At 44.2% G+C, this 22674-nt stretch carries 19 protein-coding genes; 9 read left to right on the top strand and 10 right to left on the bottom strand.

Annotated features, from left to right (window positions below):
* Positions 1-4: 4 nt before the first annotated feature.
* The 4 genes from AC5WJX_RS13655 to AC5WJX_RS13640 all read right to left on the bottom strand — a co-directional run bounded on the left by AC5WJX_RS13655 (position 5) and on the right by AC5WJX_RS13640 (position 3403).
* Positions 5-1150 carry a methionine aminotransferase gene (locus tag AC5WJX_RS13655; protein WP_494484956.1) on the bottom strand — a complete coding sequence of 382 codons (1146 nt, stop codon included), beginning with the start codon at positions 1148-1150 and terminating at the stop codon, positions 5-7.
* A 73-nt stretch (positions 1151-1223) separates the two neighbouring features.
* Positions 1224-1604, bottom strand: a complete 381-nt coding sequence (locus AC5WJX_RS13650; protein ID WP_494484955.1) for a YtxH domain-containing protein — start codon at positions 1602-1604, stop codon at positions 1224-1226.
* 61 nt (positions 1605-1665) lie between these two features.
* Entirely contained in the window at positions 1666-2511 is an 846-nt protein-coding gene (locus AC5WJX_RS13645) for a CvfB family protein (protein WP_440429577.1), read from the bottom strand.
* Between the two features lie 13 nt (positions 2512-2524).
* Positions 2525-3403 carry an NAD(P)-dependent oxidoreductase gene (locus AC5WJX_RS13640; protein WP_494484954.1) on the bottom strand — a complete coding sequence of 293 codons (879 nt, stop codon included), beginning with the start codon at positions 3401-3403 and terminating at the stop codon, positions 2525-2527.
* A 118-nt stretch (positions 3404-3521) separates the two neighbouring features.
* Between AC5WJX_RS13640 and AC5WJX_RS13635 the strand changes: the two genes are divergently transcribed.
* Together AC5WJX_RS13635 and AC5WJX_RS13630 are read left to right on the top strand one after the other, a co-directional pair.
* Entirely contained in the window at positions 3522-4676 is a 1155-nt protein-coding gene (locus AC5WJX_RS13635) for an MFS transporter (protein WP_494484953.1), read from the top strand.
* A gap of 28 nt (positions 4677-4704) precedes the next feature.
* A complete protein-coding gene (locus AC5WJX_RS13630) occupies positions 4705-6747 on the top strand; it encodes a prolyl oligopeptidase family serine peptidase (protein ID WP_494484952.1) in 2043 nt (680 codons plus the stop codon).
* Between the two features lie 117 nt (positions 6748-6864).
* On the opposite strand, the gene AC5WJX_RS13625 is transcribed toward AC5WJX_RS13630, so the two are convergent.
* Both AC5WJX_RS13625 and AC5WJX_RS13620 read right to left on the bottom strand, forming a co-directional pair.
* Positions 6865-7587 carry a DUF4397 domain-containing protein gene (locus AC5WJX_RS13625; RefSeq protein WP_494484951.1) on the bottom strand — a complete coding sequence of 241 codons (723 nt, stop codon included), beginning with the start codon at positions 7585-7587 and terminating at the stop codon, positions 6865-6867.
* 508 nt (positions 7588-8095) lie between these two features.
* Positions 8096-8308 (bottom strand): hypothetical protein, encoded by a 213-nt coding sequence (locus AC5WJX_RS13620; protein ID WP_494484950.1) that lies wholly within the window; start codon positions 8306-8308, stop codon positions 8096-8098.
* 171 nt (positions 8309-8479) lie between these two features.
* On the opposite strand from AC5WJX_RS13620, the gene AC5WJX_RS13615 reads away from it, so the two are divergent.
* Both AC5WJX_RS13615 and AC5WJX_RS13610 read left to right on the top strand, forming a co-directional pair.
* Positions 8480-9100: a phosphatase PAP2-related protein gene (locus tag AC5WJX_RS13615; protein WP_494484949.1), complete on the top strand. Its 621-nt coding sequence runs from the start codon at positions 8480-8482 to the stop codon at positions 9098-9100.
* A gap of 118 nt (positions 9101-9218) precedes the next feature.
* Positions 9219-10982, top strand: coding sequence for a hypothetical protein (locus AC5WJX_RS13610; RefSeq protein WP_494484948.1), 1764 nt, complete (start codon positions 9219-9221; stop codon positions 10980-10982).
* A 16-nt stretch (positions 10983-10998) separates the two neighbouring features.
* On the opposite strand, the gene AC5WJX_RS13605 is transcribed toward AC5WJX_RS13610, so the two are convergent.
* The gene (locus tag AC5WJX_RS13605) at positions 10999-13548 is read right to left on the bottom strand and encodes a DUF5686 and carboxypeptidase-like regulatory domain-containing protein (protein WP_494484947.1); all 2550 of its coding nucleotides are present in this window, start codon (positions 13546-13548) and stop codon (positions 10999-11001) included.
* A 3-nt stretch (positions 13549-13551) separates the two neighbouring features.
* The gene (locus AC5WJX_RS13600) at positions 13552-13761 is read right to left on the bottom strand and encodes a PhnA domain-containing protein (RefSeq protein WP_494484946.1); all 210 of its coding nucleotides are present in this window, start codon (positions 13759-13761) and stop codon (positions 13552-13554) included.
* A gap of 191 nt (positions 13762-13952) precedes the next feature.
* Here AC5WJX_RS13600 and AC5WJX_RS13595 point away from each other — a divergent pair, with 191 nt between their 5' ends.
* From AC5WJX_RS13595 to AC5WJX_RS13575, 5 genes are all read left to right on the top strand, one after another.
* A complete protein-coding gene (locus AC5WJX_RS13595; protein WP_440429566.1) occupies positions 13953-15467 on the top strand; it encodes a malate:quinone oxidoreductase in 1515 nt (504 codons plus the stop codon).
* A gap of 47 nt (positions 15468-15514) precedes the next feature.
* Positions 15515-17944: an AsmA family protein gene (locus AC5WJX_RS13590; protein ID WP_494484945.1), complete on the top strand. Its 2430-nt coding sequence runs from the start codon at positions 15515-15517 to the stop codon at positions 17942-17944.
* Between the two features lie 81 nt (positions 17945-18025).
* Complete coding sequence (locus AC5WJX_RS13585; protein WP_494484944.1) at positions 18026-18436, top strand: OsmC family peroxiredoxin; 411 nt, start codon at positions 18026-18028, stop codon at positions 18434-18436.
* A gap of 115 nt (positions 18437-18551) precedes the next feature.
* A complete protein-coding gene (locus AC5WJX_RS13580; RefSeq protein WP_440429563.1) occupies positions 18552-18857 on the top strand; it encodes an RNA recognition motif domain-containing protein in 306 nt (101 codons plus the stop codon).
* An 81-nt stretch (positions 18858-18938) separates the two neighbouring features.
* Positions 18939-19637 carry a lysoplasmalogenase family protein gene (locus AC5WJX_RS13575; protein ID WP_494484943.1) on the top strand — a complete coding sequence of 233 codons (699 nt, stop codon included), beginning with the start codon at positions 18939-18941 and terminating at the stop codon, positions 19635-19637.
* Positions 19638-19645: 8 nt separating this feature from the next.
* Here the strand turns inward: AC5WJX_RS13575 and AC5WJX_RS13570 are convergent, their stop codons facing one another.
* Both AC5WJX_RS13570 and topA read right to left on the bottom strand, forming a co-directional pair.
* The gene (locus tag AC5WJX_RS13570; protein ID WP_440429561.1) at positions 19646-20050 is read right to left on the bottom strand and encodes a hypothetical protein; all 405 of its coding nucleotides are present in this window, start codon (positions 20048-20050) and stop codon (positions 19646-19648) included.
* Positions 20051-20063: 13 nt separating this feature from the next.
* Positions 20064-22661 (bottom strand): type I DNA topoisomerase, encoded by a 2598-nt coding sequence (gene topA, locus AC5WJX_RS13565; protein WP_494484942.1) that lies wholly within the window; start codon positions 22659-22661, stop codon positions 20064-20066.
* Positions 22662-22674 lie beyond the last annotated feature (13 nt).

Raw genomic sequence — 22674 nt, 5'->3', positions numbered from 1 at the left:
TTAATTAGAAGTGCATTAATTTTTCTACCGCCTGCTCAAGTGTTTCTTTCTTTTTTGCGAAGCAGAAACGTAGAGCATGGTGATCCGTGTTCCTGATGAAGAATGCCGAAACCGGTACGCTGGCAACGCCGTAATCTTTTACCAGCCTGGTTGCAAGTTCGACATCTGTTTCCTCGCTAAGATGGTCGAAGGTCACGCATTGGAAGTAAGATCCTTTACAAGGTAATAAATTAAAGCGTGTTTGACTCATCAGCGCCCTGAAGTGATCCCGCTTTTCCTGAAAGAAGCCTGCCAGATCAAGATATTTTGATTCATCTTGCAGGTATTCAGCAATTGCATATTGCACAGGTGTATGCACACTGAACACACTAAACTGGTGTACCTTCCTAAACTCGCGCATCAGGTTTTCCGGTGCCAGACAATATCCAGCTTTCCAGCCTGTAGCATGCAGGACCTTTCCGAAAGAACCAACCAGGAAACTTCGTTCTTTTAACTCCGGATATGCCGCGATACTCAGGTGTTTTAAGCCGTCGTAAATAATATGCTCATATACCTCATCACTCAAAATCAATACGTCGGTACCCCTGGTTAGTTTGATCAAACACTGCATGTCATTGTCAGACAGCACACTGCCGGTCGGATTGTTCGGACTATTCAGAATGATCATCTTCGTGTTCGCACTGAAGAGCCGCTTCACAATATCCCAGTCAATTCCATAATCCAGCGGTACCATCTCGTAAGTCTTAACCAATCCGCCATGCATCCTTATTGCAGCAGCATAACTGTCGTATGCTGGCTCAAATATAATGACCTCATCACCAGGGTTGATGCAGGCAGCAATGGCAGAGAATAAAGCTTGCGTGCCGCCAGCGGTAATGGTTACTTCTGTATCCGAGTTGTAGTCTGACTGATATAGACGATTGGTTTTTTCAGCTACCAGCGACCTCAATGCGGGTACACCCGCCATTGGGGCGTATTGATTATAGCCCTTTTGCATATAGTCGGTCACCATTGCAATGAGTTTCGGATCCGTATCAAAGTCTGGAAATCCTTGAGACAGGTTTATTGCCTGATTTTCTTCTGCTAATTTCGTCATTACAGAGAAGATGGTATTGGCTGTACCGGGTAGCTTAGAGTTAATAGGTATCATGTATTGCGAAAATAGCAAATCTCAGCGCAAAAAAAAGCCGGTCGGAACCGGCTAATCAAAATTGTGATACTATTTATGCATTTTGTACACTATCGTTTAAATCATCAGATGCCTGTTTGATATCTGCTTTTGCATCTTCCTTATAGGCCTTAAACTCCTGGTTTAAGTCACTCGCTTTTGATTTCACGCGCTCAACTGTACGATCTTTAAGATCGGTCAGATCATCTTTTCCCGCAACGATCTTTTCCTTTACAGATTGATATTTCTCCTTCAAATCTCCGGTCAGGTCATTCGCCTTGTCAGAGATCAGCGTTCTGGTTTCTTCTCCACTGCTTGGCGCGAATAATACACCTAACACTGCACCAACCGCAAGGCCGGTTAGCAGTGCAACTATAGCCTTAGAAGAATCTGACTCCTGAGAAACGCATTTGGATAACATTTTGTCGTATTTCATAATCGTTTGTTTTATTAATGATTAACAACACTTTACCCAATCTGTTTTCAAAAATGTTTAATTACTCTGCGGTGTCGTCGACGGCTATTTTGATCTCATGATCTGAAATCGTGATCAGTCGTTCTTTGTACAGTGCGCCAATGGTTTTCTTAAAAGCATTCTTACTGATCTTAAATCTATGGTAGATGTCATCCGGTGAGCTTTTGTCTCCAAGATGAATGATGCCGCCACTTTCCTTAAGTTCTTTATAAATGATGTCTTTGGAATCCAGGATATGGCTATAACCCATTGGCTGCAGGCTCAGGTCAATCTTTCCTTCCACACGAATTTTCTTTATCCAGCCTTTCCTTACTTCTCCAGGTTGCAGCTCATCAAACAGTTCATTTGCATATAGCAGCCCGATATATCTATTGTCAATAATAGCATTGAAGCCGAGGTCAGAGCGATCTACAATCAACAAACTCACTTCATCACCTTCTTCCAGATCTATATCCTCTTCCTCCACAAAGTTCGTTAGGCGCGACGAAGCCAACATCCGGTCATTACTTTCATCCAGATATACATAAACGACATGCTTATCACCTTTAAACATGGGACGTTTTTGTTCCCGCTGAGGTACATAAACATCCTTGCCAATGCCAAGATCCATAAATACGCCGTCGCCAGCCTCGTCAACTACACTCAGATACGCGAAATCGCCAACACAGGCTAAGGGGCGACGGGTAGTGGCCACCAAACTTCCATCTTTATGGATGTACACGAAAACATTGATGATGTCGCCAATTTCAAAGTTTGCAGGAACCTCCGTATAGTTTAATAAGGCTTCTTTATCGCCGTCTGTTAAGATCAGTCCCTTTTCTGTTTTACCCGAAATCCTTAGATCATTGTATTGTCCGATTGCTATCATGCTGCAAAGATAATTATTTATTATGGCCTTGTTCAACCTGCTTAAAGATGGCCACCATATCTTCTTCGCCAAATCCACTTTCGATAGCAGCTTGGAGCGTATGTGCCAATGTCAGTCCAGCAGGGGATTGTAGCCCTAGGTCTTCTGCCAGTCTGATGTCTTTACGCAGCAGCTTCAACGCAAATGCCGGACTGAAATCACGGTTCACAATGTTTGTGGTTTTGATCTTCGTAATGCCACTTCCAACGGCACTTTCATTGATCAGCGGGAGTAAGGCTGCCGGTTCAATGCCATGTTGCGCTGCAAAGACTACGGATTCCGAAAGCCCCTGCATGGTGATGCCGAGAAACAGGTTAATGGCGAGCTTGGCAACGTTGCCTGATCCATGATCGCCCAAAAGGGTTGCCGACTTGCCGAGTGCCAGCAGTATTGGTTTGATCTTCTCGAAGACCTCGGCTTTTCCACCTGCCATGATCACCAGCTGCGCATCGGTAGCAGGTTTAACACTTCCGGATACCGGTGCATCGACATAGTCTATGCCAGCAGCCGCTGCCTCACTGGCAAGCTGCCTGCTGGTTTCAGGTGCAACCGTGCTCATATCGATAACAACAAGATCTTTTTCAGGACGGGCTTTAAAGATGCCTTTTTCACCGGTATATACGCCCTTAACGGCATTGTTATCACTAAGCATGCTGATGATGACATCTGCATCCGGCAGTAGATCGGCAGGCGCTGCCACAGCCTGAATGCCCTGCTCGGTAGCGAAATCTTTTGCCTTACTTTCATTCCGGTTGTAAACCTTTACTTCGTAACCCGCTTTGATCAGATTTCTCACCATTGGTACACCCATATTCCCCAGTCCAATAAATCCAATATTCATATTCTTTTCCATTGCCAGTTAATTTGCTTCTTACAAGTAAAAATTTACCCCTTCTGTTTGGCTTAAATCATAAAGGGCACATAAATAGGTATAAAAATTGACAGGAAACAAAAATTGATAAATTTGCCCCATGATTTCTAAAACTACCCAGCGTATATTCCTCAGTTTGTTCTTTTTTCTCTCTGGATTTAGTTTCTCCACCTGGGCCTCGAGGATTCCCACCATCAAAATGGCCTTCGATCTTAATGATGCAGAACTCGGTTCTATTTTGCTTGCTATGCCAATTGGTTCCTTACTTGGACTGCCGATCTCCGGCTGGCTGGTATCGAAATACAATAGTAGGGTACCATTAATTATTGGCTTTGCGTTGAACACCTTTGCCCTCGCGCTGATTGGCTTTTCACATAATGTATTTACCCTGGTAGTAGCAGTTTTGTTGTTCTCCTTCACCACCCGGATCTACAACATTTCAGTAAATACACAGGCCATTTCCCTGCAAAAGTTTTATGAGCATAAGATCATGGGATCCTTTCATGGCTTCTGGAGCACTGGGGGCATTTTTGGTATCCTGTTCTCGACATTGATGTTGAACCTTGGCACTTCGATACAGACGCACTTCATCATGGTTGGTGTTGTCGCGCTGATACTGACCCTAGTATCGTACCAGTATCTGTTGAAAAATGACCGCGCGGAAAAAGGGAACAAGATCATCTTAGGTAAGCCGGATCCCTACATATTTTATTTGGGCGTGGTGGCTTTTCTCTCGGCGATATGTGAAGGGGGCATGTTCGACTGGAGTGGAATTTATTTCCAGCAGATCCTGCACGTTGAAATTTTTACTTACGGATATTTGATCTTTATGACATTTATGGCCGCTTCGCGGTTTTTGTCCGACAAGATCATTGCCATCATCGGAATGCCGAACACCTATGTCATGAGTGCTTTATGCGTGGTTACTGGTATCGCCATGGCGGTGATTATTCCAACTTTTTGGACGGCCATGATCGGTTTCTCACTCGTGGGTTTCGGTACTGCCGCCGTTATTCCAATGTCCTATGCGCTTGCAGGTGCATCCCGGAAGTATTCACCAGGGATGGCTGTGTCCATCATCGCAACCTACTCGATCACTGGCATGCTGCTAGGGCCACCCTTAATCGGTTACCTGGCACATGCATTTAACCTTCGGGTATCTTTCGTAATCTTCGGCATATGCGGGTTGATGCTTATTCCGGTGTCCAAACTGTTCTTTAAGCATAAGAAAACGCTTGAAGTTGCTGAAGCATAATTTCACCTAAATTTAACCCTAAACTTTTATGAAGTATCCATTCACTCGATCGGTTGATGTTAAAGATGTTTATTTCGGTACGGAAGTCAGCGATCCTTTTCGTTGGCTCGAAGATGATCAATCCGAAGAAACAAAGGCCTGGGTAATTGAGCAGAATAAATGTACAAACGATTACCTCGACAAGATTCCTTTTCGGGCAGCAATCCAGGAGCGGTTGTTCAAATTGATGGACTACGAAAAATTCTCCCAGCCCTTTAAAGAAGGTAAATACACTTATTTTTACAGGAATACAGGTTTGCAGAACCAGAGTGTGCTTTTCAGACAGCGCTCAGCTGATGAAGAAGCCGAGGTATTTCTTGATCCTAATACCTTTTCTGCAGATGCGAGTGATGCTCTTGCAGGCATTAGTTTTTCTAAAGATGGCAGTTTAGCCGCCTACCGGATTTCCAAAGGCGGATCCGATTGGACCAGGGTTGTGGTCATCGATACGGAAACGAAGCAGCCGACGGGTGATGTCATACACAATGTGAAATTCTCCGGTATCGCCTGGTATGGCAACACTGGATTTTATTATAGTACTTACGAGCAGCCGAGGGATGGAAGTCAGCTTTCTGCGAGAACGGACCAACATAAGCTGTATTTTCATGAATTGGGTAAAACGCAAGAGGAGGATCAGCTGGTTTTTGGAGATCAGGTTCAGCGGAGATATATTGGTGCTGGGGTAACAGAAGATGAGCGGTATCTGGTAATCTCTGCAGCGAACACCACCTCCGGAAATGAACTTTACATTAAAGACCTGTCTCAGCCGGAAGCTGCGATTGTAACGGTCATTGACAATCTAGAGAAAAACCATGAAGTGCTTCTTCATGAAAATGGTAAACTATACATCTATACAAATCTTGATGCGGCTAACGGTCGTATCGTCACCGTTGATCCACAGCAGCCAGGTCCTGAGCATTGGCAGGAGCTGATTCCTGAGACGGAAAACGTACTGACACCATCCACCGGAGCTGGAAAAATCTTCGCTAACTATTTAAAGGATGCCATTTCTATGGTACAGCAGTATAGCCTGGATGGTATTCTGGAAAAGGAAATTGAACTTCCGGGGCCAGGTACCGCAGTCGGTTTTCATAGCAAAAAAGAGGAGAGGACGCTATATTATACCTTCACTTCCTATATTTTTCCAGCTACGATTTTCAGCTACAATGTGCTTACCGGACAGTCCGAACTCTACCGGAAGTCTGGTGTAGACTTTGACCCCTCGGGTTATGAATCAAACCAGGTGTTCTATACTTCTAAGGATGGAACTAGGGTTCCAATGATCATTACACATAAAAAGGGATTGGAGCGGAACGGCAAAAATCCAACGGTGGTGTATGGTTATGGTGGCTTCAATGTTAATCTGACACCTGCCTTCAGTAATTCAATTGTCGTGCTTTTGGAACAGGGAGCGGTTTATGCGGTGGCCAACCTGAGAGGTGGGGGCGAGTATGGCGACGATTGGCATCTCGCCGGTACTAAGATGAACAAGCAGCATGTTTTTGATGATTTTATCTCGGCGGCGGAATACCTGATTGCCGGGCAGTACACTTCTTCGGATTACCTGGCCAGCATGGGTGGCTCAAATGGCGGGCTGTTGGTTGCTGCGACCATGGCACAGCGGCCGGAACTCTTCAAAGTGGCCTTACCAGCAGTGGGTGTGTTAGATATGTTGCGATATCATCAGTTTACTGCAGGCGCAGGATGGAGCTATGACTACGGCACAGCGTCTGATTCTAAAGAGATGTTCGAATACCTGTATCAATATAGTCCGCTGCATGCCCTGAAGGAAGGTGTTGCTTATCCAGCAACTTTCGTCACAACCGGTGACCATGATGATCGCGTTGTCCCGGCACATAGTTTCAAATTTATCGCCAGACTGCAGCAGGTACAATCTGCGGAGGCACCAGTATTAATCAGGATCGAAACAAACGCCGGACATGGTGCAGGCAAGCCTATGGATAAGGTAGTCGCCGAGATCGCTGATAAATGGGCTTTTATGTTCCAGGTGATGGGCCTGCAATGGCGTTGACCCGCCCTTAACCCGCCCTCCAGCCGCCCTCTAACCGGGGTTGAACCGCCTATAGCTGGATCAACACCGGTTAGAGGGCATGATGAGGCTTCGTTAATGTGCTGGAAGATTCAAATTTTACCGGTTGGTAATCACCTGTAATTTCAATGGCTGCTGAATTTCAGTCGGGTTTGACATCCCCGCAGCGACGATGCTGTACATCTTTCCAGCGGTAAGTATCACATTTTTTAGCGTTGCTAAAACCTGCCCGGTTGACTTACTTTTAATCACTAAATTGTATGGTTTAGGATCAATACTCATAAATTCACTAGCTGCCTTGAACGCTTTGTCTGCCACGAGTGTGGAGCCGCTGTCAATAGCAAGGTCTAGATTTCCCGCATTAGGTGATACATTGACGAACCTCACAAAGGCCTTCTCCGCTGAATTAAGCGATAGATCGTCTTGAAGCAGTAGACCTGAAAGGTTTGGTACATCGTTGATTAGAAAATAGGTATAAGCCTTATCTGCTTCCAGGTTAGTCGTTTCGGTGTAAACACTCTCGACACTGCTGGCCGTGGTAAATTTTAATGCATTTGCCCCCGGCGTGATATTGAAATACGGTGAGATAGAGCCAAGGAAGGGTAGAGCACCTTTCGTGTTGACCGGTGCGCTCGTATTATTGATATACACATTGTAAGTACCATAATTTGGAGCAGCATTGACGACCATCAATCCTGAAATTGAAGGGATTTCTGTTTCATTCTTCGAGCAGGAGCTAAAGGATAATGCAAACGCAGTAAGCAATAGAATAGCCGCAATCTGGCTGATCTTGTTCGGGTAAAGCTTGGTAAAAATCTTCATCTGTTTTTTTTTGTTTAAAAATGTATTCTCGAGTAGCTGCTTTTAATACGCAGCAAGCCCGGTAAATGCTACAGGCAAATATTTAAATTTCCAGCTTATCGCTAAGTTAAAAAACGTTAAATGATTGTTTAGGTAGATTAATAAATGACCAAAAGCTTATCTGCAAAAAATTAACAGTAGAGAACTGAATTCGTAAACGCATGATTATCCGCAACTTTCGGCGGGACTAAATTTTTTTTTAAATTTTTTCTTAGTGTATTTTGTACACTAAGAAAAACCTACTATATTTGTATCAGCAAACAAGGTAAAAACAACCTTAAGAATTTGAAATTACAAACCCTGGTGCTGCATTGATCATCAATCATTACATCAGGACTTAAAGGAAAACCCGTTCATACAGGTTTATATTTGGTTAGAAAAGGGATGCGTCTGGATGGAGCAACCCTTTCTTTTTTTTAGCCCTTTTTGCAAAAAAAAAACGCCATATGATTATGGCGTTCGTTTAAGTTTACAGGTTTTCACCTGAGATTTCACTTGCATCAGACTGGTTCTCTATTTCTGCATTATTTTGCTCCTGAAAGGTATCGCTTCTTTCAGTTGGATGAACATCTCCGATAATGTTGTCTGATTGTTCAACTTGCTCTGCCGGTTTTTGATTATCATCCGTAATCTGCTGGCCCTCCTTTGGTTGGTGCTGGTCATTATTTTCGATATTTTCCATAGGTTCTGTTTTTTATTAATTCAACAAGCATGAAGCCGTATTGTTTAGGTACAGTTCGGGCCACGGGATTGTCAGAATCGGTCAACTGTGATATTCAACATTGACTTTGACTTAAAAGGTAAGAAGCAAAGCATATATTTGTTGCTTATATCTATATGACTTCCAGAATTAATGCAATATGACTCGATCTCCTGGCAACGTGCCTGGGAGTACCCTGCTTTTCGTGTTAAGCTAATTTCAGGCTTAATTATCCTCGCCGGAATACTGGTGTTTGTCCCCGACTTCTTCCTCTACATACAAGTTCGCGAAGGTATAATACTCAACGACTGGGTGCTTAACGCATTTCCGGTCAGCGATGTTTCTCCCTACATATTTCTGATGCTTTATCCTTTCATGGCATTGATGATCTGGCGTATGGTTGAAAAAACTGTCTTTTGCATTACCGGGTTGTGGGCCTACATATTTCTGTGTCTCGGTCGGATGATCACTATTTATCTAATTCCACTTGAACCGCCGATCGGTATTCTGCATCTGGAAGATCCCTTTTCTGTATTCTTCTATGGCACCGAACTGATCACCAAAGATCTGTTCTTTTCGGGCCATACTGCCACTTTATTCCTCATTGCACTTTGCCTGGAGCAGAAATGGGAAAAGTATCTTGCTTTTGCTGCTACTGCTGTGCTTGCCGTATTACTCATGGTTCAGCGTGTGCATTATACGGCCGACATCCTTGCTGCACCGATATTTAGTTATTTATTCTGGTTGCTGGGGAAACGCATCGCAAAGATTTAGCCTCATATACGCCCGCTTCTTTGATATCTACGATAGGTAATTACCTGATCTTCAATATAGAGGAGTTTTGTTTTGCTGTGGATTAAACTTTGATACAGCTCTTGTAAATCAAGGTATTATGACGCAATCGAGCAAGAAAACCGCATACTGGGTTTTGGGCATACTTTTGTTCTTGGGCTTAGGAGGCTATTTGGGATGGAGATATGTGAAAGATGATCTATCGAAGCCGAATTCTAAGGTGGAACGCAAGCTAAGTGAAACGTTTGTAGATATGATTATTGAAGCAAGCGACAGCTTGTACCGCGTCTCATTTTCCAGGTTTGACATCAACCTGGATTCCGGAACGGGGAGGATCAACGATTTTAAACTGATTCCCGACAGTGCTGTACTTGCAAGGCTTGTTAAAGCAAATCGTGCTCCCAATAACGTGCTCCATATGAATGTAGGCACGATGGTAATGTCTGGCTTAAAGATCGCTCGTGGACAGCAGGGCATGCGCATGAATATGGCACGTATGCTGATAGACAGTGCAGATATCCGGGTTCATAACAAGCTTCAAACGTACAACAACTCGCGGGCAGAGGAGAAGCCTGGTCGTTTGTTTTCGCTTGTAGAAAGCCTGCTTAAGATGTCAAATATTCAAAGTACATCAATGCGGAATCTAACCTTTGTCTATGTTAATCAAAACGATGATGAACCGAAACGCACGGCAATCAAAAACATCAATGTAGACCTTTCCGGTCTTACCGCCGAAGAAAGAGATTCCGCAGGGCAAAAAGGTACCCTTGTTCGGGTGAAAGCCTACCGACTGGCAACGCGTGACAGCCTGTATTACCTTCAGGCAAACGACATCGCTTTTCTTCCGGATAGCAGAAAGGCTACCATCAAACGATTGGAGCTTACACCAAGGCTAAGCCGGAAGGCCTTCTATCAAAAGGCGAAACATGCGAAGGAGCGGGTTTACATTTTGAAAAAAGACCTGACAATGCACAGGATTGATCTGGACCGAATACTGGAAAAACAGCAACTGCATATTGGGCGTATGGATGTTGGATACAGCCTGGTAGAGGTTTATAATAACTACAACTATACCCGGAGATTGCCCGAACGGCGATCCAACCCATATCCAAACCAACAGTTACAGCTGCTGGCATTTGATTTAACCATTGATACGATGCGCATCGGGAATGCTGATACTTATTTTAAAGTGTTGGCGATGAAGTCAGATAAACTTTCCAGCCTGGATATCAATAACTGTGTCGGTGAGATCTACAACATCACCAACAACAAGGAGGCGATTGCAGCAAATAAGTTTATGTCGGCCTCAATGCGCTACAAGATGATGGGCGCAGCATCAACTAAGGCTGATATGAAATTCAATCTGGCTGATCCCAATGGGGCTTTCAGTTATACTGCACGTATGGGCGCCGTAGACGCCAGGGTAATGAACCGCTTTGCCAGACCCTATGCACTGATGGCGGTGAAGTCTGGAATGATCAATAAAATGTACTTCCATATTGATGCTAATGAACAGCATGCGAAGGGAAAGGTCGATCTTTATTATCAGGACATGAAATATGCCGTATTAAAGAAGGATGACGAAAACGACGTAATTAAAGAGCGAAAGCTCGTTTCCGCGCTGAGCAACATGATGCTTCCGAACGATAATCCTACAAAGGGAGGGAAGTTCAAGAAAGGCCCAATCAACATCAATCGTCCGCCAGACATGTCCTTCTTCGGCCTATTGTCTAAAGCGATGCTTGATGGGATGAGTTCTAGTACAACAGGAATGGAACAGCATAAGAAACAGCCGGAAAGTAACATCATTCTTGAAGCCGGAGAAGCGATTACAGGTGGTTCAGGAAAAAAGGCTGAAAAATAGTAGGGGTAATCAGCTGTTACAGGTCGACCTTAAACTTCGCACGTAGTCCCCATTTCGGCACATCCGGATGATCAAGGTAGTTGAAACGCCTTACCAGATCCAGTCGTAGGAACTTGAAAACATTACCCAAGCCAACGCTACCTTCTACATAGGGTACATTGCCAAAAGTGTAGGTTGTTTTTTGCCCAAGTGTATTCGTTTGAAACTGTAATAGGGAGCGGTCGAGGTCAGGATTGTTTTCATCCCGAACGCCACCGTATACGGCTTTTAAGGAGGCATGCTCACGCAGTTGAAGACGTTTTATCAGTGGTATCTTGTTGAGGAAAAAACCACCGAAACCATGGTCGATGTTAATACTCGCATAGTGATCGCTTACAAATTCCAGGAAGTTCATCATGTTGAAAGCATTGATCTGATAGGCATAACTTTGATTGGCCTTGTGGATGGCTAGCAGGGGATAGGGTACTTTGTTGAATATGTAGCCACCTTCAACTTTAAGATCCGTGATGCCCAGTTGGGACAGATAGAACCGCTTGTCGACGGTGCCGGAAAGGTTGTGGTAGCTATATTGGCCGCCAAGCAGTCCTTTAAACCCTGCTGCATAGCGGAGGTTAAAGATCGGATATTTATTGTTTACCGCCACCCGGCTGCGTTTACCCTGATAAAACTTCTCCTGAGGGGCGTACCGCATGGAAAGGTTGAATTCGGTACTTGTAATTGCATCCAGGGTTTCGTTGTTGCCGTTGAAATATCGTAGCGCCATCGCCGGCCTTTGTGTCCATCGTCTGAAGCCCAGGTTGAATGAGAATCTATTTTCAAATTCCTGCACGTACTCGAATTTGTAAAAGTCGTTGTACAAGAAGCGGTTGTTCACACCCCGTCTGAAGGAGGATATAAAGTCGTCTTCGGTATTGCCTCTTAGTTCCCGGCCTGGCGCATAGGTGTCGCGCTGGACGCTTGCACGCAAGAAGCTCTGTGGATAGGTGTAAATTGATTTATTGTTCAGTGAATAGGCAACACTTGCAAGTCCTTTCCAGCGTTCGTCATTAAATCCATAACCGACATAACCTTCCAGGAAGTACCGTGTGCTGAATGCCGTGGTTGTTCGTCCGCCAAGACGTAGCTTCAAACCTTCTAAGCTGTTGAAACCGTAAAAGGTATAAATCGGACCAACTTCGAACAAGCCGGCATTATAATAGCCATTGAACAGAATGCCGGCAACGGTCATCACTCTTTTGAAAGGTTTACTCTTCCCAAGAGAATCAATGTTTCGGTATATCTTTAAGGTTGAATCGGGTACCTGCTCTAAGCGGTTTTGAGACCAAAAGACATCCGACCGATTATACGCCCCGGGAGCTACGGCGAGCTTTTTTCCGGAGAAAACACTGTCCGTGTTAGGAATTTGGGTTTCAAGTTGATCGATCACTTGCGTTCGCTGTCCGGTAAATCCGCGGCCTCTTTGCTGGCTGATGCCAAAATCCACGATCATATTGCTTTTATGCAGGTAATATTTCCGATCCGGCATTTGACTGAATTCCTGACTAAGCTCCACACCGCGAACGAAATTCAGGTTCGCCTTGTTGCTGATGGTGATGAATGCTTTACTTAAAGCATAGCTGCCGTCATCCGCAATATACAGCTTCCCATTCAGTAGTAGGTCGGCAGGGTTTCTTGGCATAAAGGATAATTCAATTAGCCTTGATGTAGCGGTGTTTATGGTGTCTGTAATAAAGAATTTATAGAACGAGGGTGCTAAGGATGCAATTGGACTCAGAAACTGGGTCGTTGCAATCAATATATTATTGTCGTAAAGATCTACATCCTCATACATTCTTTCCAGGTAGTTTGCGAGCCCCTGGTTATCGATCACAAGGCTGTCGAACTTAACCTGCTTATTGGCCAACAGTACAGTTTTGTCCAGGTCTGGATTTTTGTGCTGGTATTTCTGACTGAGCTTCTCCTGGAGGTAAATCGGCAGCAACAACTTTCCGCCGATGCGACTGGAATCTTGTGTTTGAAATAGATATTGGTAGTTTCGGAAGATCTTCTTGTTCCGGTAGTTTGCGTTGAGGTTGCTTAAGGATACCTGTAACCGGTCATAATGTCTATAACTAAGTTGCGGAAAGTTTTCCATCCGGTTAAGATCTTTATGCGCGATCACCTTCTGGATGAGCTCCACGGCCGGGTTATCCTTATTACGGTAGCGCCCGTGTTTTGCGGTAGTAATGTCTACCTGGTTAAGGCTTTGCGTATCTTCAGCTAAGCGGATGTTAACGACCTGCTCGGTGCCAGGCTTGATATTGATACTTAGGCTTTTATATCCAATATAGTGAAATTGAACTTTAGCTGCTGTAGATGGTCCGGCGATCTCGTATTTGCCCTGGTTGTTTGTCTTTGTTGCTGCCGGTGTTCCAGTAAGGGATACGGTTACGTAGGGCATAGGCCGACCTGTAGAAGCTTCTGTGACCGTTCCTGAAACCTTTGTAGTTTGGGAAAAGAGGCTTCCGGAAAAGAGAATCAGCAGGAAGGTTAAAGTAGTAATATGCTTAACCTGGATAAACACCATTGGTTAGCCTTTTTTCAAAAAAGCAGTCTTCAATACCACCCGCATTTTTTCTGCCTTGCATTCAACTTCAGCATCATCGTCGGTAAGACGGATATTTTCAATGACCATTCCCTTTTTTAAGGTGATAGAAGTTCCTTTTACCGGTAAACTCTTGATTAGAATGACTGAATCTCCGTCCTTAAGGAGATTTCCGTTGCTATCTTTTACTTCCATTTTGCTTAATAATTCTTTTTTCGCTAAGAATCTGCAAGATTACAGCTAAAAAAGCTAATTGCGTTATGTAATGGATAAATTAAATATTAAAAGTGTAAAATCTCTGATCGCTTGTTCTATAAAGCTAAAATTACATACCAATGGTTTTTGTGGCCTGGTTTTTATTGTAAATTTGCTCAAAAAAGAATACTGTGACCCGTACTAAAAATAAATCTGATAAGACTGTAGATGTTGTATTAATCGGCGCCGGAATCATGAGTGCAACCTTAGGTGTAATGCTTAAGGAACTTGAACCAGGATTGACGGTTGAAATTTTTGAAAGACTGGATGTCGCTGCGGCGGAAAGTTCTGATGCCTGGAATAATGCAGGTACCGGACACTCGGCTTTTTGCGAGTTGAACTACACACCGCAGAAGCCTGATGGATCTGTTGATACCTCGAAAGCCGTATCAATTGCTGAATCCTTTGAAGTATCAAAACAATTCTGGTCCTACCTGGTTCGATCAAAACTGGTAGATTCACCGGAACACTTTATCCGAAGCATTCCACACATGAGCTTTGTGTGGGGTGAAGCAAACGTTAGATTTCTGAGAACACGTTACGAGGCATTGCAGAAATGCGCGCTTTTTCATGGAATGGAATATTCCGAAGATCCTGAACAATTGCGTGAGTGGATGCCCCTGGTAATGAAGGACAGGAATCCTGCAGAGCCGGTAGCTGCTACACGTATGACGCTTGGCACTGACGTGAACTTTGGTTCTTTAACCCGGATGATGTTCAATCGCTTGCAGGAGCAAGATAAGGTTGAGATGCACTTTAGCCATGAGGTTAAAAAGCTTAAGCAAAAGGATGGATTATGGCAGGTTCGTGTTAAGGATGAGATTACTGGCGAGAAACGCAATGTATACGCAAAATTCGTGTTCATTGGCGCTGGTGGTGGTTCATTGCCTTTACTTGAAAAATCAGGCATACCTGAAGGAAACGGATTTGGCGGCTTCCCGGTAAGTGGTCAGTGGCTGAAATGTACCAATCCAGAAGTCATTGAACAACACAATGCTAAGGTATACGGCAAAGCATCTGTAGGCGCACCTCCGATGTCGGTACCGCACCTGGATACTCGTATGATCGACGGTAAAAAAGCTTTATTGTTTGGCCCGTATGCAGGATTCTCTACAAGATTTTTGAAGAACGGATCGCTTTTGGATTTACCACTATCTATTAAGCCGAATAACATCATGCCGATGATCGCGGCAGGTCTGGATAACATCCCGCTTACAAAATACCTGATTAATCAGGTGCGCCAGTCGCAAGACGACCGCCTGCAGGCCTTGCGTGAATATCTGCCTACTGCGAAAGCGGAAGACTGGGAACTTGAAACTGCTGGTCAGCGTGTTCAGGTGATCAAGAAGGATGACAAACACGGCGGTATTCTGGAATTCGGTACGGAAGTCGTTTCTGCTGCCGATGGCTCTATTGCCGCACTTCTTGGGGCTTCTCCAGGTGCTTCGACTGCAGTATCTATCATGTTGACGCTGATGACACGCTGCTTTCCACAATATGTTGCAAAACCGGAATGGCAGAAAAAGCTTAGCCAGATGATTCCTTCTTATGGTCAAACCTTAAGTGAGGATCCTGTTCTGATGGAAACGCTGAGAACGCAAACTTCACATGCATTAAAATTAAGAACTGAAGTACCTGTTGTTTAGAACAATTTGACCGTTTAAACCTTATATTGATATTTATATCGATATATATGCCGAACTGGTTTAAGACTGTTTTAAAAACGCTTTTAGTTTTAATTATCCTATTTATAGTCGCCTTTATATCGTTGGCCATTTATGTCAGCTCCAATAAGGCTTCAATTCTTGCTTCGGTTACAAGGGAGCTTAACAAGAACCTGGATGGTTTTCTTGTAATCGGAAGTATGGAACCCACACTACTTAGTGGCCTTCCCGGCATCTCGCTCAGGCTTAACAACGTTGAATTGAAAGACAAACGTTGGAATGAGCATAAACACACCTTGCTGCAAGCAAAAGACATCCGGATTACGGTTAATTCCCTCGCCTTGTTTCGTGGGGCCGTAGAGATTAACAAAATTGACATCGCTGATGCCTCCGCTTATTTGTACACCGATTCGACGGGATACACCAATACGACCGTTTTCAGGAAAAAAGCAAAGAAGCCTGCAACTGAAGCACAATCATCTGAATCTTCCACGGAGATCAAAAAAATGATGCTCAAGAACGTAAAACTCGTGGTGAACAATGAGAAAGGAAATAAGCTTTTTCAATTTCTCGTGACCAAGCTGGAAGGGAAGGTAGATTATCCTTCAGAAGGATGGAAAGCCCGGTTAGACCTTGATGTTATGGTAAATTCGCTGGCTTTTAATACGAGAAGAGGAAGCTTTATCAAGGACCAGCGTCTAACTGGACCTTTTGACGTAAGTTTCGACGAGGAGAAATCCATCATTCGTGTGGCGCCCAATAAGTTGAAAATTGGGGTAAATGACTTTGTTATTGGTGCCACCTTTAACACCAGCAAAGATCCTACGGCTTTCGCAATAAACATACGTGCGAACCAGATCAGCTGGCGCAATGCAGCTGCACTGCTGGCGCCGAACATCAAACAACGTCTTGATCAATTTAATCTGAAGAACCCCATCGATGTAAAATGTGATATCGTAGGCGATATGGGGCCGGGGGGTGATCCGAACATTAGTGTGATCGCTGATGTGCAGAACAACGTGTTGCGTACACCGGGCGGTGTCGTGGACAGCTGTAGCTTTCGAGGCATGTATACCAACAACTTCTTTACCGGTAGAGGCTTAAGTGATGAAAATTCAGCGATCAAGCTGTACAACTTTAAGGGTTCATATGAGAAGATCCCATTTACCATAGATACCGCCTTCATTAATAACTTCAAGGCACCAGTAGCTACGGGCGTGGTTCGTTCCAGGTTTGATATTGCTAAACTGAATGCAATCGTGGGGGAGGAGTTATTGGAATTCAACAGTGGCCAGGCAGATCTGAACTTGACCTATAGTGCAGATCTGGTTGATCTGATGCTACGCAAGCCATATTTCACCGGTTATGTAAATATCAAGAATGCCGATGTAAACTATAAACCTCGAAACCTTCGATTCAAGAACACCGGGATATCCTTGAAATTTACCGGGCCGGATTTGTTTATTAGTGATTTGCGACTTCAGAGTGGAAAAAGCGTTTTGTTGATGGAGGGAAGCATCCGGAACTTTCTAAACCTCTATTATACTGCCCCGGAAAAAATTGTGCTGAACTGGAATGTTAAAAGCCCTCAGCTTCATTTGGGTGAATTCCTGGGCTTTTTAAATGCACGGCCTAATGTAACTCAGGTAAAGAGCAGAGGCAAAGGTACCTTTGGCAGAGATCTGAACAACGTTTTCAATAAAAGCAAGGTAAACCTGAATTTAGCGGTCGACAAAATCTATTACAAAAAGTTTCTCGCTACGGATGCAACTGCGCAGTTGTATGTGTCGGAGCAAGGTATTCAGATTAAAAATACGCGGGTTAAACATGCAAATGGGTCAATAAACGTAACAGGTAACCTGTATCAGACCGGCGATGCCACCCGGTTTGCCATCGATGCGATCGTCGCGAATGCCAATGTAAAGAGCCTGTTTTATGGTTTTGATAATTTTGGTCTTCAATCGATTACTTATAAGAACATTTCTGGGAATCTGTTTTCAAAGGTTAAGTTAAACGGGCGGATCTCCAATCGCGGTGTGCTGATGCCTAATTCTTTGAGCGGGCTCATTGCTTTCAATCTGAAGAATGGTGCCTTGTTGAATTTTCAGCCGCTGATCAATGTCGGAAAGTTCGCCTTCCCATTGCGGGATTTGAACAATATTACCTTCAGTGATCTCGGCGGTGCTCTGGATGTAAGGGGAGAGAAGATCAACATCAGACCGATGAAGATTAGTTCCAGTGTGCTGAATCTTGATGTCGCTGGTATTTACGCGATGAATAAAGGCACCAACATCACCATGGATGTACCCTTACGAAATCCGAAGAAGGATCTTGGCAGCTCCAGGGAAGAGCAGCTCGAAAACAGGATGAGCGGGATCGTGCTTCATCTGGTGGCTGTGGATGGGGAAGACGGGAAAATTAAGATCAAATTGAACCGCAACCGGAAGAAGGATAAATAGTTTAAAAAAGTTTATAATTAGAAAACCTTTGATAATCTTAGCTGTTTATCTATGGTCAGTAAACTTAAATTAAGATAACGTATGAAACGCAATGCAACTGCAATTTGGACCGGAACTATAAAAGAAGGTAGCGGAACGATTACCACTGGAAGTACTACCCTGAACAAAACGCAATACTCATTTAAGAGTCGCTTTGAGGAGGGCGTGGGTACAAACCCCGAGGAACTAATGGCGGCGGCACATGCTGGATGTTTCACGATGAAATTAAGTGCTGACCTTACTGAGGCAGGTTTTACACCAACAAACCTGGAAACTAAGGCTACGGTGTCTTTGGACAATGGGGTTATCACCAGTTCACACCTGGTGACGACAGCAAGCATCCCGGACATTAGTGAAGACCAGTTTCAGGAGATTGCGAAGGGGGCAAAAGAAAACTGTCCGGTGAGTAAAGCATATAATTTAGAGATCACACTCGAGGCGACCTTGAGTTAATCAGATAGTAAACCAGTTATTAAAGAAAAAGGGCTTAAAATACTGTGATAACTTACAATCGAATTGCAATTTAGCGCATTAATTTAATTACCTTTGTGTAAATTTTTAAACATTAATGAAGATATTTATTACAGGACTTCCTTTAGAAGTAGGGGAAGAAGAATTAACAGCCGTATTCGGCGATTTTGGTCCAGTTAAGTCACTTAGGATTATCAAAGATCGTGAGACTGGTCAGAGTCGTGGTTTTGGTTTCGTAGAAATGCCGAATGATGATGAGGCAAGAGAAGCGATCAAAAGAATGAATGGCGGAGATTATAATGGTAACCGTATTAAGGTTGCTGAAGCGCAGGAAAAACCAGGTAACAGTGGAAATGCTGGCGGCGGTTTCAAGCGTAACAACAACAGAGAAAGAAGTTTCTAAGTTATCATATAACTTTCAAAATAAATGGTCAATTGTGCTACAGCATGGTTGACTTTTTTATGCAGCAATTTACCAGCTTCAATGGCAGTTAGCGTCCGTAACTTAGCAATTCCTATACTTCTTTTTATCGTTCTTCAGATCGGGCTCTTTTCATTAGGTGCTTTTGGGTTTATGGATTTCTTAAACATTGCTGCGCTGTCGGGAATGCTGGTGTTCCTTTTCACGCGTTCCAGACTTAAAGGAAGATTCCATAAGCGTATATGCTCAGCTTTGCTCGTAACCTTGGTCGGTTACAGTTATTTTGCGCTTACCGGCAATCGCTATGAGGTTTTATTTCCCTCCATGTTGTTCTTCCTGCTTCCACAGCTCTTCTTTATAAGCGCTTTTTACCTCGACTTTCGCTCGGCACCTGAACTTGATAAGCGCGGCGCGAGAATTGCAATTACACTGGCATTTCTGTTCAGCCTGGGGTATTATCTTGCCATGCGTGCTCATCTTGGTATTTTGAAGTTGCCCGTGATGATTGGTGTGTTTACCAGCAGTCTGATGTTTATGATGGCGTGTTTTAGAAATCTGAGGGTAAATTCAAACAGCTTCTGGATGGTACTTGCTGGTGTACTGTTGTATATGTTTGGGGAGGGATTGTTTGCCTATCACAAATTCGCCGAGCCGATTGGGGGCCTGGCGTTGATCTATTCTATCAGCCTGTTTACGGGACTTTACCTGATCAGCCTCGGTGCCGCATCCAGAACGCTACTGCATCGGGAAGGAAACTCTTAAGGGTAATCTTACTTGATCATCACCCCAGGCTTATTGATCAGCGGAATGTGCATCAGATTAGCGTCGACAATGCTTTCTGGCAGAAAGATAAACTTCTTGTCATAGATGGTGCCATCGATGTAGAAGCTAAGCAGGTATTCGTTCGTCAGGCCGAACACTGCCGGGTCGATGGCTTCAATCACAGCGAAAGACTGCGGAGCGACGTCCCGAAGTGAGTGCCTCAATACAGAGGTCTTCACCATCTTCCCATCTTTCTCGCCATAACCTTTTGAACTTACCAGCACATGCTCCAGCTTCTCGCCCTTGTAATTAACCAGGTAAACGCTCCAGCTGGCTTGTTCAGGGGTATCGTTCATGAGCACAACGGCTATGGCAACATCTTCAACTATATTCTGTGGCAGGTCCTTCTTCATCTTCGCAATTCGATTATTTCTTAGCTGCAGGCTTTTTCGCTGCCACCTTTTTTGGTGCCGCTACTTTCTTTGCGCCAGGTTTTGCGTCTGTGGTTTTTTTGGTTGCTTTTGCCTTCTTTTCAAATGCATTAGGCACTTGTTCCTTAATCAAGGCTTTAACATCTTCAAGGCTAAGCGCGGCTAGTTCCTCAGGTGTATATTTATCGTTCGAGGCAGGGTTTTTCCGAAGCTTCAGCATTTCCTTGCCGAAGCGGATGAACGGTCCCCAACGACCATTTTCAATCGCAATCTTTTCCTCCGGCCATTGCTGAATGAAGCGATTTGCTTCTTTCTCCACTTTCTTTTGGATCAGTTCAGTGATGTCTTTTTTAGTCAGATTATCAAAATCGTAGGCTTTGGGTACATTGATGAAAAGGTTGTTCCATTTGATAAATGGTCCGAAGCGCCCGGTACCCTTTGTAACCGGCATGCCTTCATGTTCCGCTACCGGAGCATCCGCCGATACCTTCTCACGAATGATCTCTGTTGCACGTTCAAAATCAATGGTTAGAGGATCTTCATTTTTAGGTACAGATATATAAGCATCACCCCACTTTACATAAGGCCCAAATCGGCCTACACCTACAGAAACCTCTTTGCCTTCGTAGTCTTCTAACTGGAAGGGTAGTCTGAACTGCTCGAGTGCCTCTTCAAGGGTAATGGTACCTACGGTTTGGGATTTGGATATGCTGGCATATCTAGGCTTTTCCTCATCATCCAATTGACCGATCTGAACAAGCGGCCCAAACTTACCGACCTTCGCATACACGTTCTTCCCAGTTTCTGGATCTACACCCAACAAGCGTTCTCCATTCGCACGATCTGCAGTATCCAGTGTTACCTGAACTTCTTCGTGAAATGGCTTGTAAAAAGCGTGAAGCATATTTGTCCATTGCTTCAGTCCTTGGGCAATTTCGTCGAACTCTTTTTCCACTGAAGCTGTGAAGTTGAAATCTACAATATCTTTAAAATGCTCGACCAGGAAATCATTAACGACTTCGCCGATGTCAGTTGGAAATAACTTCGACTTTTCAGCGCCAGTCACTTCGGTCTTGGTCTGTTTGCTAAGTGTATTTTTTGATAGGGTTATGGTATTGAAAGTACGTTGGCGGCCTTCGCGGTCTTCTTTAACGACGTATCCACGGTTCTGAATGGTGGAGATGGTAGGAGCGTAGGTGGAAGGTCTACCGATACCCAATTCCTCCAGCTTTTTTACAAGGCTTGCTTCAGTATATCTTGCCGGCGGTCTGGAGAAACGCTCAATGGCATTCATTTGCTGAAGTGATAAGATTTGGCCTTTGCTGATTGGAGGCAACATGTTGTTGTTGGAACCTTCTTCATTATCCTCATCATCACTGGATTCGAGATATACTTTAAGGAAACCATCAAACTTTAGGACTTCGCCTTCCGCAATCAAATGTTCAGGTCTGCTGCTTACTGCAATTTGTGCGGTGGTTTTTTCAAACAGTGCTTCGCTCATCTGAGAGGCGATAGCGCGCTTCCATATCAGCTCATACAGCCGCTGCTCGGAACTATCACCCGCAACGGTATGTTGATCAAAGTATGTTGGTCTTATGGCCTCATGCGCCTCCTGTGCACCTGCAGACTTCGTCTTATAAACTCTTGGCTGGTGATATTTTTCACCATAGGCAGATTTGATCTCCTGTGCTGCTGCCTGAACCGCCGTTTCTGATAAGTTTACAGAGTCGGTTCTCATATAGGTGATCTTTCCACTTTCGTACAACCGCTGTGCGATCTGCATCGTTCTGGAAACACTATAACCTAATTTTCTGGACGCTTCCTGCTGTAGGGTAGAGGTTGTAAATGGCGCAGCCGGGTTTCTTTTGGCTGGTTTAGTTTCCAGGGAAGCCACTTTAAATTCTGCATCGATACAGTCCTTCAGGAACTGTTCCGCTTCACTTTCCTGGCTAAACCGTTGAGGTAGCTCTGCACGCACAATCTCCTTAGGGTTACCATTACTGAACTGTGCGGATATTTTGAACGCCGCAGTAGCGGCAAATTTATTGATTTCACGTTCACGATCAACAATCAGCCGTACCGCTACGGATTGTACCCGTCCTGCAGACAATGAAGGCTTGATTTTCTTCCATAAAACAGGGGAAAGTTCAAATCCGACCAATCGATCAAGTACACGCCTTGCTTGTTGGGCATGGACAAGATTATAGTCGATGGTTCGGGGTGCTTCAATAGCTCTTAATATGGCAGGTTTGGTGATTTCATGAAATACAATTCTTTTGGTTTTGTCTTCCTTAAGGTTCAAGGTTTCGAATAGATGCCATGAAATGGCCTCACCCTCGCGGTCCTCATCGGATGCGAGCCATACCATTTCTGCGTTCTTTGCTAGCTTCTTTAGTTCCGCCACGACCTGCTTTTTGTCAGCAGGTACTTCGTAGGTTTGGGTGAAGTTGTTCTCGATGTCTATTGCCATATCACCTTTCACTAGATCACGTATGTGGCCGTAACTTGACTTAACCAGGAAATCTTTGCCTAAATATCCTTCTATGGTTTTTGCTTTTGCAGGGGACTCAACTATCAATAAATTTTTCGCCATTCAGAACGTTTTT

Source organism: Pedobacter sp. NEAU-ZC8, from assembly GCF_059278965.1.
Note: the sequence above shows the minus strand (reverse complement) of the source record. Positions and strands in the feature narration are given on the sequence as shown.